11 protein-coding genes are annotated in these 14,343 nt (G+C 61.0%); 2 read left to right on the forward strand and 9 right to left on the reverse strand.

Going from position 1 to position 14,343, the window contains the following annotated elements:
• Positions 1-180 precede the first annotated feature (180 nt).
• Together BLJAPNOD_RS17805 and BLJAPNOD_RS17810 are read right to left on the reverse strand one after the other, a co-directional pair.
• Positions 181-3,270, reverse strand: coding sequence for an efflux RND transporter permease subunit (locus tag BLJAPNOD_RS17805; protein WP_115420664.1), 3,090 nt, complete (start codon positions 3,268-3,270; stop codon positions 181-183).
• Positions 3,267-4,373, reverse strand: a complete 1,107-nt coding sequence (locus BLJAPNOD_RS17810; protein WP_077503987.1) for an efflux RND transporter periplasmic adaptor subunit — start codon at positions 4,371-4,373, stop codon at positions 3,267-3,269. The genes BLJAPNOD_RS17805 and BLJAPNOD_RS17810 overlap by 4 nt, the downstream gene beginning before the upstream one ends.
• Positions 4,374-5,103: 730 nt before the next feature.
• Here BLJAPNOD_RS17810 and BLJAPNOD_RS17815 point away from each other — a divergent pair.
• Positions 5,104-6,246, forward strand: a complete 1,143-nt coding sequence (locus BLJAPNOD_RS17815) for an alpha/beta fold hydrolase (RefSeq protein WP_077503988.1) — start codon at positions 5,104-5,106, stop codon at positions 6,244-6,246.
• A 57-nt stretch (positions 6,247-6,303) separates the two neighbouring features.
• Here the strand turns inward: BLJAPNOD_RS17815 and BLJAPNOD_RS17820 are convergent, their stop codons facing one another.
• From BLJAPNOD_RS17820 to BLJAPNOD_RS17850, 7 genes are read right to left on the reverse strand one after another with little or no spacing between them, the layout of a single operon-like run.
• Positions 6,304-9,399: a proton-conducting transporter membrane subunit gene (locus BLJAPNOD_RS17820; RefSeq protein ID WP_115420665.1), complete on the reverse strand. Its 3,096-nt coding sequence runs from the start codon at positions 9,397-9,399 to the stop codon at positions 6,304-6,306.
• Complete coding sequence (locus BLJAPNOD_RS17825; protein WP_115420666.1) at positions 9,393-9,761, reverse strand: cation:proton antiporter subunit C; 369 nt, start codon at positions 9,759-9,761, stop codon at positions 9,393-9,395. Before BLJAPNOD_RS17825 ends, BLJAPNOD_RS17820 begins: the two co-directional genes overlap by 7 nt.
• A 29-nt stretch (positions 9,762-9,790) precedes the next feature.
• Positions 9,791-10,489 (reverse strand): hydrogen gas-evolving membrane-bound hydrogenase subunit E, encoded by a 699-nt coding sequence (mbhE, locus tag BLJAPNOD_RS17830; RefSeq protein ID WP_115420667.1) that lies wholly within the window; start codon positions 10,487-10,489, stop codon positions 9,791-9,793.
• Positions 10,486-10,830, reverse strand: coding sequence for a monovalent cation/H(+) antiporter subunit G (gene mnhG / locus BLJAPNOD_RS17835; protein ID WP_077503992.1), 345 nt, complete (start codon positions 10,828-10,830; stop codon positions 10,486-10,488). Before mnhG ends, mbhE begins: the two co-directional genes overlap by 4 nt.
• A complete protein-coding gene (locus BLJAPNOD_RS17840; RefSeq protein ID WP_077504154.1) occupies positions 10,823-11,071 on the reverse strand; it encodes a hydrogenase subunit MbhD domain-containing protein in 249 nt (82 codons plus the stop codon). Before BLJAPNOD_RS17840 ends, mnhG begins: the two co-directional genes overlap by 8 nt.
• A gap of 2 nt (positions 11,072-11,073) precedes the next feature.
• Positions 11,074-11,334, reverse strand: coding sequence for a monovalent cation/H+ antiporter complex subunit F (locus BLJAPNOD_RS17845; protein WP_077503993.1), 261 nt, complete (start codon positions 11,332-11,334; stop codon positions 11,074-11,076).
• The gene (locus BLJAPNOD_RS17850) at positions 11,327-11,857 is read right to left on the reverse strand and encodes a Na+/H+ antiporter subunit E (protein WP_115420668.1); all 531 of its coding nucleotides are present in this window, start codon (positions 11,855-11,857) and stop codon (positions 11,327-11,329) included. The genes BLJAPNOD_RS17845 and BLJAPNOD_RS17850 overlap by 8 nt, the downstream gene beginning before the upstream one ends.
• 615 nt (positions 11,858-12,472) lie before the next feature.
• Here BLJAPNOD_RS17850 and BLJAPNOD_RS17855 point away from each other — a divergent pair.
• A complete protein-coding gene (locus BLJAPNOD_RS17855; RefSeq protein WP_077503995.1) occupies positions 12,473-14,197 on the forward strand; it encodes a hypothetical protein in 1,725 nt (574 codons plus the stop codon).
• Positions 14,198-14,343 lie beyond the last annotated feature (146 nt).

Genomic DNA, 14,343 nt, shown 5'->3' on the forward strand with positions numbered 1-14,343 from the left:
GAAATCAAATCATAACCGGGAATGTATCGACGGAATTAGCATAAAGTCCCGCGGCTTAGCATTGCGTCTCTTTCTCCTACCCTCGCGGCTGCGCCTCGGCGCTCATCGCACCGGGCACAAACGGAAAAGCCGACGGAGGGTCCATACTCGCGCCAAGGCCGGGCAACATCCCACTTACCGTCACGCCCCGGCCGCAACCGGCTCGGCCGTGGCAGGCTCTGCCTTTCCGGGCTCCGCTTCGGCGGGAATGCGAAACCACAAGACGTAGAGCACCGGCAGGAAGATCAGTGTCAGCGCCGCAGCCACCACCAGACCGCCGATGACGGTAAAAGCGAGGGGTGACCAGAACGGATCGCGGATGATCGGCAGCATGCCGAGGACGGTCGAGCCTGCCGTCAGGAAGACCGGCCGCAGACGCTGCCCAGTGACATCGATGACGCTCTGCCACGTCCGGCCCCGTTCTTCGATCGCAAGGTCGATCTGGTCGATCAGCACCACGGAGTTTCTGGTGATCATGCCGATGAGTGCGATCATCCCGAGAACGGCGATGAAGCCCACCGGGGTATTCGTCACCAGCATGATCAACACCACGCCGATCAGCCCCAGAGGCACGACGCTGATGACAAGCAGCAGCCGCTGTACGCTCTGCAGCTGGAACATAAGCACGATCAGGATGATGACACCCATCACCGGAAGCATCTCGACGACCGAGGCGAGCCCATCGTCTGCGCCTTCGACCGCACCGCCGACCTCGATCAGGTAGCGCGGGTTGGCCTGGCGCAACTCCTCGATCTTGCCTGCCGCGGCCTCAACGACACTGGCAGCCGTCACACCCGCGGCCGTGTCTGCCTGGACGGTGATGTTGGTTGAGCTGTCGTGACGCCAGATGATGGGCTGTGTCGTCTGGTAGTCGATCGTGGCGATACTGGAAAGCGGCACCGTATGATTGGGGCCGACCGGGATCTGCAACGACCGGATTGTGCCGATATCAACGCGCTCCTCCTCCGTCGCCCTGGCGACGACGTTGATGAGGTAGATCGAGTCCCGCACCTGCGTGATCGGAAGGCCGGATGCCGTCGCAAACAGGGTCTGGGCAATCACAGAGGAATTGAGCCCCACCAGTCGAGCGCGGTCCTGGTCGACATTGATGACAATCTTGCGGATCGGTTCATTCCAGTCGAGATTGGGCTGGACCACACCAGGCACTTTGCTGAGCGCATCGGCAAGCTGCCAGGCGACATGGCGGACACCGGGAATGTCCGGCCCGATCACGCGATACTGAACGGGCCAACCGACCGGAGGACCCATTTCGAGCGGTGAGAGGCGCACCAGGATGTCCGGCATCCTTTCTTCGAGCGTCTTCTGCAGGCGCGCCTGCAGCGCCTCGCGTGCGCCGACGCTTTTGGCGATGACAACGGCCTGGGCGCGGGATGGCGCGGGAGGCTGCAGCGCCATCGACAGAAAGAAGCGCACCGGATCGGAACCAATGTAAAAGCTCCAGTCTGCCACATCCTCGTCGGCGGCGAGAATCTCCTCGGCCTTCGACACGTAGTCGGCTGTGGCCTCCTGCGACGCGCTCTGCGGCAGGGTCAGTTGCAGGATAAGCTCTGGCCTGTCGGACGCCGGGAAGAACTGCCGCTTCATGGCAGACGATCCGATCAGCGCCGCCACAAACATTGCGACAGTGGCGAGGACCACCACGAGCCGCATCTTCATGCAGGTATGCAGGAGGTTCTTGAAGCCACGGAGCAGCGCGCCATCAGGCTTGGGGCCGGTTGCGGTTCCCGATTTAAGTACGGCAAGGCCGATGATCGGCGTCAAAAGCACGGCCACCAACCAGGAGACGACGAGCGCGAAGCCGATCACCAGGAACAGCGATCGTGCATATTCGCCCGAAGAGCTGCTCGCAAAGCCGACCGGAATAAAGCCGGCGATCGTCACCAGCGTGCCCGCAAGCATCGGAAATGCGGTCGACGTATAGGCATGGGAGGCTGCCTGAATGCGCTCATAGCCCTGCTCGAGCTTCGCCATCATCGTCTCGACGGTCACCATGGTGTCATCGATCATCAGCGTCAAAGCGATGATCAGCGCGCCGAGCGAGACGCGCTGCAGGGCGATGCCGGCAATATCCATGAACAGGAAGGTCAATGCGAGGACAAGCGGAATTGAGACGGCCACCGCGATGCCGGCGCGCACGCCAAGCGCGAGGAAGCTGACGCCGAGAACGATGACGACCGCCTGGCCCAGCGACGTGGTGAAGCCGCGTATAGCCGTCTTGACCACGGTTGGCTGGCTCGCCACATGCGTCAGGTTGATACCGATCGGCAGATCGTTCTCCAGCCCTCGCATCGTTGCATCGATGTTTTGGCCGAGTTGCAGGATGTCTCCACCCGACGCCATGGAAATGGCGATGCCGATTGCCGGCTTGCCCTTGACGCGAAAGCGTGGCTGAGGCGGGTTCACCGTTCCCCGCACCACGCTTGCTATATCGCCCAGCCGGACGAAACCGGATGTCGTCGGGATGTTCAACTGGCGGATGGTGGTCTCGTCGGCGAGGCTGCCGGACACCTGAAGGATGGTCCGATCCTGCGGGGAAGTTATGAGACCTGCAGGCAGGACCGCGTTCTGCGCTTGGATCGTGCCGATCACCGTCGCGGCGCTGAGGCCGAGGCTTGCCAACCGTTCGGTCGAGAACTCGATGTAAATCGTCTCGTCCTGCGTGCCGATCAGTTGGACCTTGCCGATATTTTCGAGCTTGAGCAGGCGATTGCGTGCCTCATAGGCCCAATCGCGCACTTCGCGATCACTAAAGCCCTCCGAGGTGAGGCCGTAGATGATACCGAACGTATCGCCGAAGTCATCGTTGAAGAATGGCCCACGCACACCAGCCGGCAGCGTCGACACCATGTCGCCGACCTTCTTTCGGGCCTGATACCAGGATTCGCCAACCTGATCGGGCGGTGTCGCATCGTCGAGCGTGACGTAGATGACCGACTGGCCCGCCGTCGTCATGCTGCGCAGATTGTCGAGGTTCGGTACTTCTTCAAGCGTCCGCTCGAGGCGGTCGGTAATCTGATCGATGGTCTGCTCAATCGTCCCGCCCGGCCATGCCGCAGAAACGATCATCGTCTTGAATGTGAACTCCGGGTCTTCGTCGCGCCCCAGGTTGATATAGGCAAGAATGCCCGCAAGAGCGCTCAAAAGCACGAGAAAGATGATCAGGCTCTGCCGCTGGATCGCCCAGCCCGATAGGTTGAAGCCCTCATTCATTCTGCGCTTCCTTCAAGCAAGCGGACAGGCATGCCGGGACGAAGCTGCTGCACCCCGGCAACGACGACGTTGTCTCCGCTTGAAAGACCCTTGGTCACGAGGAAATCCTTCGTGTCGAAACGATGCACCTCGACCGGCACAAGCTTGGTCGTGTTGCTTGCGTCGTCGACGATCCAGACGGCGCTCTGGTTGCCCTCGCTGAACAGCGCCGAGATCGGCAGCCGGGCCGCCGGCTCGCCGGAAAGCCGCATCGAACCGCGTACGGCGCTACCGAAACGGAATTCATCCGGCGCAGTGTCAAGCCCAACGCGCACCGTGAAGTTGCGCGTAATTGGATCAGCTGTCGGCGAGATCTCCCGAACCGTTCCCGTTGCCTTGATGTTGGGGTTGCTCAGCAGTTGCACGTTGACGCGTGCGTCGCCTCCGGTGGACTGGATCGTGGCCTCGGGCACCTGGAAGACGGCATCGCGTGTTCCAAGCTGCGCAACGCGCACCACCATCTGCCCACCGCCGACAACCTGTCCCACTTCGCCTCCGACCGCGGTGACGACGCCGGCAGCGTTTGCCTTCAGTATGCGGTTGTCGAGATTGGTCTGGGCGATCCGCACGCCAGCTTTCGCGGCGTCGACACCAGCCTGCGCCATGCTCGCCCGAGCAGTGGCGGCCTCCAGGACCTGCCGGGTCGTGGTGCGCGGGTAAAGTTGCTGCTGCCGTGCCCGGTCGGCCTCGGCATTCTGGAACTGAGCCTCGGCGGAGAACAGGTTCGCTTCGGCCTTGCGCACCGCGTCCTGCGCATCCTCGGCGTCAAGGCGCGCGAGAACGGCCCCGACATCGACAAGGTCGCCGACCTCAACGTCGCGCTCCCGGATCTCGCCGCCCTGCCGGAAGCTGAAGCTGGTTTCGGTGCGTGGCCGAATCTCGCCGACAAGCGATCCGTACGTATCTTCGGGATTGAACGAAACGGCCACGGTTCTGACGGGTCGTGGCGGCCGCTCCCCGACGTCGTCCTCGCCTTGGCAGCCGACCACGAAAAAGGCAGCCAGCACCGCGGCAGACACTCCGAACGCAGCGCGAGATCTCGATGCAGCAGGACGTATTTTCATGCGCTATTTCCCCGAATGCTTTACTGGCGCGACGGTTCGCCGCCACGCGTGGGTGATTGAAGAAATAAAATAAAACCAATTGGATAATGGCGTTTTATAGAACTGGATGCGTCATGTCTTACGAGGTGAGCGTTGAAACCGATCGACGACTGAGATCGCAGCGGAGGGCCGGAGCCGGCGATCACCGGCGCCAAGTACGATCTGGCCCGCAGGGCCGTATTTGCAAAGGAACGAGGCTGCGAGAAACCGCGCCCGTCATTCATCAATGCGTCTGTCGTGGTGATCAATGCGAAAGGTGGAAGTCGTGAGTAGGAACCCAAGTCATGATGCTCCCTTAAACGCCCGGACCCGCTCACCCCTCTCCCTAGAGGCCGAAGGCGCAGTGCTCCGTCCAGAACTATAGTGCGCATCAAGAAGCGAAGTGATCAGCATAGAATCCCGCAAACAGGCATGCCGTCCAGATATTCGCGGTCGACTGCGGAGAAGAGTTCGTCTCGCACAGGATTGAAACATTGTAATTTTTTCATCCGAACGACACAAAACACCGGACACGGAGAATGCACACGGAACTCATCTTCCGCACCCGTCGCGGATAGCTTAGAACTACGAACTGCTTCGCCCGATGCGCATAGCCCGCGCGAGAGCGATCCGAACCAATTGTCTGCGAGGCGCCTTGCCGTTCACAGATCTGGAGAGCTTGCCGGTGGAGTTGAGACGAGCCGTGTCATCAATGCGATTGTCCGTCATCTTGATCATGCTGTTGGCCCTCGCCGGCTGTGGCGGACCACGCGCAGTGCTCGGTCTTCCGGTGGCAGCTTCATCCGGTGCAGAGCCTCAGGCAATCGTGCCGATCTTCGTCGCAACCACACGCGCGCCATCCGGCAATCTTTCGCTGCCCTTTTCCGCCGAGCGGTCGAAGACGCTGAATTTTGCGAAGCTCGACATCGGAATTCCACAAAACCATGTTGCCGGAAACGTCGAGAAAAGTGGCCGCGTCCCGGATCCGAAACAGCATTTCTCGGCAAGGACGTTCCAGCCGATCGACCAGCGACAGGAATTCGTCAGACAGTTGAACGCGGCGCTGGCACGGCGCGCGCCCGAGAATCGCGAGATCTTCATCTTCGTCCACGGTTACAACAACAACTTCGCCGACAGCGTCTTCCGCAATGCCCAGATCACCTACGACTACAACATCAAGTCGGTTTCGCTCCACTACGCCTGGCCATCGGGAGCGGCGATCCCTCTTTACGTGTTCGACCGCGACAGCGCCCTGGTCGGTCGGCGCGGACTTGCCGAAACAATCGAGATCGCTGCACAGACCAATGCCAAGAGGATCATCCTGGTCGGTCATTCGATGGGTGCCTATGTCGTCACCGAAGCCTTGCGCGATCTGGCCCTCAGAGGCCGCACCAGCACTCTGAAACGCCTGGGCGGCGTGGTCCTCGCTGGGCCGGATATCGACGTCGATGTGTTTCAGAGCCAGCTTGAAGACATCGTCGACATCCCCCGGCCGTTCACGATCGTCGTGTCACGGCGTGATCGCGCGCTTGGAATTTCGCGGCGCTTGGCAGGCGGTCATCCACGGGTCGGCAGCGGCGCCGATATTGAAATGCTGCAGGACAAGGAGATCGCGGTTATCGATGTTTCGGACGTCGACGGCGGCACGCACAGCGTCTTTGCCACGTCGCAGACGCTGATGGATGTCGTAAACAACGATGCCTTGATGCGCAACGTGCTCAGGGAGGAAGGGGCTCCGGCGGGACAGACCATGCTCGCCGACGGCGCATCCGTCATAGAGGGCGCAGCAAGGCTGGTGATCTTTCTTCCCAGCCGCCTTCTCGGCGGGATGGCGCAAGCCGCTGCGGGGCAGTAACCGAACTTTGTGCCATTGGCTCGCTGCGGCTCCGCCCTTATGACGACCCGTTGCCTATCAGCCCGCCGTCAGTCGCAGGGTGCCGAGCAGATACAAAACAATCACGTAGCAGAGCACCTGAAGCGCATAGGTCTGGCCATTGCCGGTGTAGATCCTGCGGACCAGTCCGGCCAAACCGATGGTTAGACTGCAGACCCCGTCCCACACGAAGTTGGCAACCGGTGTCACGAGCGGCGCAAAGACGAGCCGATAGAAGCCGTAGAAATGCGAGGTGCTCACCGGAATGGAGCGCCCCCAACCGGCTCTGTAGATCAACAGGAACAGCGCGAGCAGGACCGCAGCGGCCGCCACGCTGAACGCCATGACGGGAACAGGGTTCCAGTAGCCATAGATCGTCTCGAGCGACATGCCCTGCCAAACCAGTGTTGAAGCAAAATAGGGGTCAATGGCCGCGGACACGGGATCCATCAGCAGCTTCGGGAAGAAGGACAGCACGAAAATCGACAAAATCAGGACGAACTGCGGGACGAGCAACGGCCACGGCGCCTCCCGCACCTCCTCATAAGCCGGTTTTCGCGGTCCGAGGAAGATCGAATAGGCCAACCGAAACATGTAGAGGAAACCGATAAACGTCGCCAGAACGCCAACGATTGCCAGGCCATACCAGCCCCTGTCCGTCATCGCGCTCAACAACAACCATTTGCCGCCGAAGCCGGCGAGCGGCGGCAGGCCGGACATCGAGATCAGGGCAATGACAACGGCTGCAAAAGTGAGCGGCATCTTTCCAGCAAGGCCGCCAGTCTGATCAAGCAGCCTGGTTCCGGTTGCCAGGATGACGCCGGCGGCGGCGAGAAACAGGATGCCCTTCACCATCAGATGGTTAGCGACGAGGTAGAATGCCGTTACCCAGCCGAGGTGGCTCATCAGCGCGATCGCCGTGATGATATAGCCGATCTGACTCATGCTGGAATAACCGAGCATACGTTTGATGTCGCTCTGCTGAAGCGCCATGACGGCACCCGCAATGGTCGTCAGAAGCCCGATCCAGCCCATCACATGCGCCATCTCGAGCCCGACTTGCGAGCGAATGGCAAGATAGGTGACCATGAACAGTCCGAAGACCGCCACCTTGCTGATGACGGCAGAAAGCATTGCCGACAGATCATCATCGGCCTCGGCATAGGCCCCCGGCAGCCAGACATGAACGCCGACGGCACCGGCCTTGATCAGGAAGCCTATTGCCAGGAGCATGAAGGCCGGAGCCGCATCCGGGCCGGCCGTGGCAAATGCCGCAAGCGCGGTGGTGCCGTTGGCGCTGGCGGCAATGCCAAAGCCGGCGAGCAGGCAGAAGGCCGACACCAGCGAGAACAGCAGGAACTGCAACACATAGGGATGGGCATCGCGCCTCTGCGCGATCAGGAAATAGGAGGAAAGCGTAATCAATTCCCAGTGGAAGAAGAATTCCAGGCTGGTGGCGGCGCGCAGCAGACTGGCGATGGACAGAAGCAGGATGGCCATCATCGGATAGAACCCGCCACGAGGATCGGAGCGATAGAGGCTTGCGAAGGCGATCACCAGCCCGCCGGCAAGAAGGAGTACGGCAAACAGCTGGCGCAAACCGTCGATATCACGAACGATCCACAAGCCCACAACCAGCACGGCCGCCAACATCAGCACGCACTTGGCCCGCCCGGGAAGCCAATCGAGCATGTAGAGACCCGCACCGACGACAAGCGGTGCGACCAACAGCAGCGACGCCGCACCGGCCAGGCTCGCCGCAGCATAGCCGCTCGCAAATAGCAAAACCGCACAGACCAGCACGGGCACCAGCCGACCCGGCGTCGGACTGATCTGCGTTTCGCCCGGCAGCGGGCGCGTTGCATGCTTGAACCAGCGGAACATATAGGCTGCCTCGAGCAGCGACCCGACCAGGATGACGGCAATCCAGATGTATCGCTCACCCGCCGCTGCCTGCATCACGAGTTCCCATTTTGCCCAGAAGCCGGGAAATGGCGGCAAGCCGGCAATCGCGACGACGAACACCGCAAGAATGGAAAGCAGGACGGGATTGCCTGCCACATCGGACCAGCCGTCGACCTCGCGCCGCTCGACAATCCCGGCGAGCCAGAAAAGGCCGGCCTTGGCAAAGAGATGGTTGATGAAAAGCCCACCGACGACCAGCGGCAACGCCTGTTCAGCGTCAAGCTGGTGCAGCAACGCAAGTGCGAGCGTGAGAAGGCCCATTTGCGCGATCGAGGAATAACCGAGCATCCGTTGGACGCTGGTCTGCCTCAATCCGACAAGATTGGAGAAGAGGAAGGTTATCCCGCCAGAGAGAGCGAGCATTCCGAGATGGTCTTCAAAAAGCGGCAGCAGCTTGAAAAGCGCGAAGAACACTCCGGCCGATACCCCAACGGAGACAAGCGCCGCAATCCCGCTGTTCGCGGTCTCATAGACATCGAGCCCCCAACCGTTTGCCGGGAATGGCTTCAGCTCGAGCACAAGGCAGGAAAGAACAAACAGCAGCGCCGTTACCCCGATGGGGCCGGTGATCAATGCCCGGTTCGTAATCATGTCGTCGATGTTGAGCGTACCTGTCACATGGTAGAGCAGACCCGCACCGAGCAGGAAGAAAGACGAGGCGAGCACCGTCGCCATGATGTATTTGAAGCTCGCCGCAAGCGCTGCCGGCGTCCGCTCGAATCCGAGAAGCCCATAGGTGCCGATCGATACGATCTCCAGAAAGACGAACTGGTTGAACAGATCGCGGGTCATGACCATGCCGTTGATGCCCATGGTCAGGATCAGGTACAGCAGCAGGGCCGGATAGCTCGCGCGCAGACGTCCCCAAAGATGCCAGGCGCCAAGCACTGCGACGACGTTGACGCAGACAGAGAAAAATCCCTCCCACGGACCGAAACGCAAGTTGATCGAGAACGGCGGCACGCTGCCGGCGGTCAGCACCTCGATGGTCGATCCGCCATGATGGACGCTCCACAGACAGACGCTTGATATGACCGTCATTCCCAAAAGGGCGATGATAAACCCGACCGCCGGCAGCGGCTTGGCGATTTTGTACAGGAGGGGAATGAGAAAGCCGCCACCGAGGCCAAGCAGAAAAATGTTCAGCGGCTGGAACAGGCTGTCTACCATCTCGACTCCGTCAGCGCGTCGATCGACAGGGTTTTTCGGGTAGCGTGAAGCCGGATCGCGAAAGACAGCATGATCGCCGTCACCGAAAAGCCGATGACGATGGCGGTCACGACCAGGGCGGCGGGAATAGGATCGACGGTGCGCGTGGCCGCTTCCTTGATGCCGAGCGCCTCATCGATGATCGGTGCAGTGCCGCCGGTGATGTAGCCTGTCGCCACCAGAACAATATGCATGCCGGTATCGATCAGCGAAAAGCCGATGATGATGCGCAGGATGTTGCGATGCTTCAGTATGCCCCAAAAGCCGATCAGCACGAGGAGAAATCCTGTCGTGAGAAGTATCTGTGATATCGGCACACCCATGCTGGCCCCTTGTCTCCCCCGGCTCAGCTTCAGCTGCGGAACCGATCGATAATGACACTCAATTCCGCGCCGACCTTGATACCGAGAAGGATTGATATCAGCGGGATAGCCCCGGCACTGATCAGTGTTCCGAAGTCGCCGCGCGGCAGAATATGGCTATCGAGAAAGCCACCGCCCAAGACCATGCCCAGGATGCCGATGGAGACATAGAAAACGCCGGCGAGCGCTTCCGTGATGCTGAGAAAACCATGGTGGAGCGGCCCAGTGGGATAGGCAAGCATCATGAGCATCACACCGGAGGCAACGACCGCGCCCCCCTGGAAGCCACCGCCGGCCGAAAGGTGTCCGTTCATGATCACGTAGATACCGAAAAGGAAGATGAGCGGAAGCACGACCTCGGCACCGTTGCGCACCAGTTCGCTCGGGCCCTGCCCTTTGCCGCCCATTGCGGGCAGCAAGAGCGGCTTGTCGCCCGGTTCGCTTGCCAGAATGACGCCGACGCTCGCCGCCACCATGAAAAGCACCGCGACCTCGCCCAGCGTATCGAAGCCCCGAAACGAGATCAGAATGCCGGTTACGACATTGGCGGCACCGAGATCTGCCGGAACCTCGGTCAGGTAAAACGTCGCCAGAGCCGACAATGTCTGGCGCTCGCCATAACCGGCAACCAGCCCGGCAAAGATGACGCCAAAACCCGCGACAACGAGCAGGATGAACACGCGTCTCATGAGGAGCCCTTTGCCGCGGAGGCGTCATTCTCGTCCCGCAGGGCGTCAACGACTGTTGTGCGAGCCATCGGGGTGCGGATCGAATGGGCAGCGCGCGACAGCGCATGCGACGACAACGGATTGGTCATCAAAACGAAATAGGCGATGATCAGCAGTTTCAGAGACCAGCCGGGGTGGTAAATGCCGAGACCGGCAAGAACCAGGATGTTGCCCAGGGTCGAAGCCTTGGTTCCCGCCTGGATGCGTGTGAAGACATCGGGCATGCGCAACAGGCCGACACCCGCGGAGAACAGGAAGAATGCGCCGGCAAGGATCACGATACTGCCGATCAGTTCACTCATCCGTCACGTCCCCGCTGGTCTTGCGGATCGCATAGAGGAAAATCAAGGTCGCAAGGCCCGAACCGATTGCAGCCTCGGCCATGGCGACATCGGGCGCGGCAAGGAGAACATAGGAGGCGGCAGCAAACAGGCTTGCGAGCCCGGCGCTGACCATCGCAGCCATGAGGTTGTTGAGCATGACTGCAAGAACGCCGCTCACCAGAATGCTGCCACAGACCAAAAGGATCAGCATTTCGAGCATGATCAAGGCCCCTTTTCCAGATAGCGAGCAATAGCGAGGACCGCGAGGAAGCTCAGCAACCCATAGACAAGGGCGACGTCGATGTAGACGAAGCGCCCCGAAATATGGGCGTAGAGCGCAATCAGCGAGATCGTCACCACGGACAGCATATCGATGGCAACGACCCGGTCGATCGTGGTCCGCCCGACAACCAGCCGCACCACGCCAAAGACAATGCTGAAGAAAATCAGAACGACGGCGATCTGCAGGATGATCTCAGCCAAAAACCGCTCCCAGGTGCTTCTCGAAGGGTCCGATGATCATCCGGGTCGCCTCATCCGGGTCGGTGGTTTTCACGTCAAGCCAGTGAATGAACAGCGCATCGCCCTGCAGGTTCATGACAAGCGAGCCGGGCGTCAGCGCGATCGAATTGGCCAAAGCCAGGCGGCCTATCGGCGACCTGAGCGGCATCTTGACCTTGACGATGCCGGGGCGAATATCAATTCGCGGCGAGTAGACGTAGCGCAACATGTCTATGTTGGCTTTGACCAACTCGACGAGGAAGACCCCAGTATAAGCGATGAAATGGAAGACCTTGCTCGGCGTCAGCCCAATCCTCCAGACATCGCCGCGGCGCACGAATATCGCGGCCAAGACCAGCGAGGCCAGCGCGCCGGTTACGACGATCGGCGGCTCCACCGAGGAATTAATCACCAGCCAGACAACGAACAGAAAGCCCCAGAGAACGATCAGGCTCTCCGGAAATCCCACTGGTCGTCGCTGCGTTGTTCCGTGGTCTTCTTGCATCGCGCAGGCTTTCGGCAGGTGATGAAGGATTGGTAGCGCGCACTCAAGGCAGGCAACTCAACTCACGCTCCCCCACCGGCTGGCCTCAATCCGAATGCCGCGCATGAGACGGTCCGGATGGGCATTGATGCATTATTTCGGTAGCTTAGCATCGCCTGGGTCGAACTGTGATCGGCACTGAATCCAGAAACTTTGCTTCTGGTCCGATACGCCGCAGCATCGTTGCGCTTTTCGACACCCAAGGTCGCCTACGGCAGCCAACACCTCTTGACCCGCCCTCAAAACGGAGAAATCAATCACTCACAATACCAGCAGCGAACCGGCAACGCGCCGCGCGATCAAATGGTTCGTTCGTCGAAGCCCGCTGCGTTGGAGGGCATGTTCGGGACAACCGCGGCTCGCATCGCCTGCATGGGTGCGGTCTGCGTTACGGCAAAACCGCGCCCGGGGTCCGATAGGGATAGGGGATAGGGGCAAGCGCCATGGCGGAGGAAACGATCGCATGAACAAACGCGTCATGACTGCCTGCCGACCGCAGCGAATGCCACAGGCGGGCTCGCGGGAGCCGACCGAGCGGCAAGCCTCCACAGGTTGCGCAACACGGATGCCAGGCTCATGAACGAGAAAGCCCCGGAGAATGGATCTGCCGTTCCCATCGCCCCGACCGCTGCCAGTTTCCATCCACTTAGCGCCGCCGAAGCCAAGGTCATTGCGCACCTGCAGCTCGGCGACTTCGACAGGCTGGGCGACGGCTTGCGGCCGGAGCGGGAAGACCCTGAGCGGATCGTGCGCGCGGATCTTCTACGCCTGCTCATTCTTGGCAAGGACGGCCTGCGTTTGCACGAGAAGGGGCTGCGGCTGAGCGGAGCCTGGATCACCGGCATTCTCGACCTCGAGGGATGCCGAATTCCCCGCGATATCGGTCTTAAGGATTGCCACTTCGAAGCATCCCCGGTGCTGCGCTCCGCCATCATCGACAACCTGTTCCTGGATGGCTCGGCCCTCCCCGGATTGCAGGCCGAACGGCTCGAAGCACGCGGCTGCGTCTCCCTGCGCAGCGCAACGATAACCGGCGAGATCCGGATCCCGGGCGCGCGCATCGGCGGCAACATCGAAGCGGACGGCGCGTCGATTTCTGCATCTTCCGGAATCGCGCTTGACGCTGGTGGCCTGGAAACCCGAGGCGGCATTCTCCTGCGCGGCGCGAATGTGCGCGGCGGGGTCAACCTTTCGGCGGTTCGCCTCGACGGCGACGTCAACGCGATGGGGGCTCGCATCGAGCGCCCGGGCGAAATTGCCTTGAATGGCGACGCGATCGTGGCAGGGGGCGACCTTGCCTTGCGGGGCGCGACCATCATTGGCGAAGTTCGCGTGCTGGGCGCCCGCTTCGGTGGAGACGTCGATTGCACTTCGACGTCGCTCTCGCAGCCCGGCGGCTATGCACTGAGCCTCAACCGCACCACGATCGCTGGCGCGTTCTTCCTGCGGCAGAACGCGTCCGTCGTCGGTACGCTCGACCTGACGGCCACGACGATGGGAGCGATCGACGACGAACAGGCAAGCTGGCCACAGCGCGGCGATCTGTTGCTCAACCGTTGCCAATACGGCGCCTTCATCGGCGGCCCTGTCGATGCGGCAAGTCGGCTCGACTGGCTGTCACGGCAAACCCCGGAGCGATGGAAGGCGGATTTCTGGCCGCAGCCTTACGAGCAGCTTTCGATGGTGCTGCGAGAGATGGGCCATGACGAGGAAGCCCGCGCCGTTCTAATCACCAAGGAACGCCTGCAACGGCGCGCGCGCCGGGCACGCACCCGAAATCCGGTGTTGCGCGCCATGTTGGCCACCATAGACGCCATACTGGCAGGAACGCTCAGCTATGGGCGCCAGCCGCTGCTGGCGTTGGTCTGGCTTACGCTTTTCTGGGCGATAGGCTCGGGCGTGTTTGCTTTCGCCTACGAGAATGGCGCGATGAAACCGAACAGTCCGGTTATCCTGCGGTCGCTTGAATGGACCATGTGCGATATCGAGCGGGGCGAAAGCCGCTATATGCCGTCAAGTGCACAAGTCCTGGCCGGACGTGCTGACGCCGGAGAGAACCAGCTCTCCTGTTTTCGCAAACAGCCGGAAGCTGCCAGCTACCCGGAATTCAATCCGATAATGTATTCGCTGGACGTTCTTCTGCCGGTGCTGTCGATCGGACAAAAGGAATTCTGGCGAGCGAACTCGTTGAAGCCGACAGGCACGTTCACCCTGAGATATTACTTTTTCCAATCGGTCATAGGCTGGGCCTTGAGCCTTCTGGCCGTGGCCGGGTTCTCAGGGCTGGTCAAATCGAAATAGGCTGATCGCGAGCAAGCGGATCGATGCGGCTCGCTTCAGGCCGACGCCGCTCGCCGATATCCAGCCGAACAATACGGGCGGCGACCACCCCCGTCGTGCCGCAGCGCCGCGCGCCATTCTGGACGCGCAAAGGTCGCGGCAGCGCT

Origin of the sequence: Ensifer sp. M14, assembly GCF_003355565.1 — a bacterium.
Lineage (GTDB): Bacteria > Pseudomonadota > Alphaproteobacteria > Rhizobiales > Rhizobiaceae > Ensifer.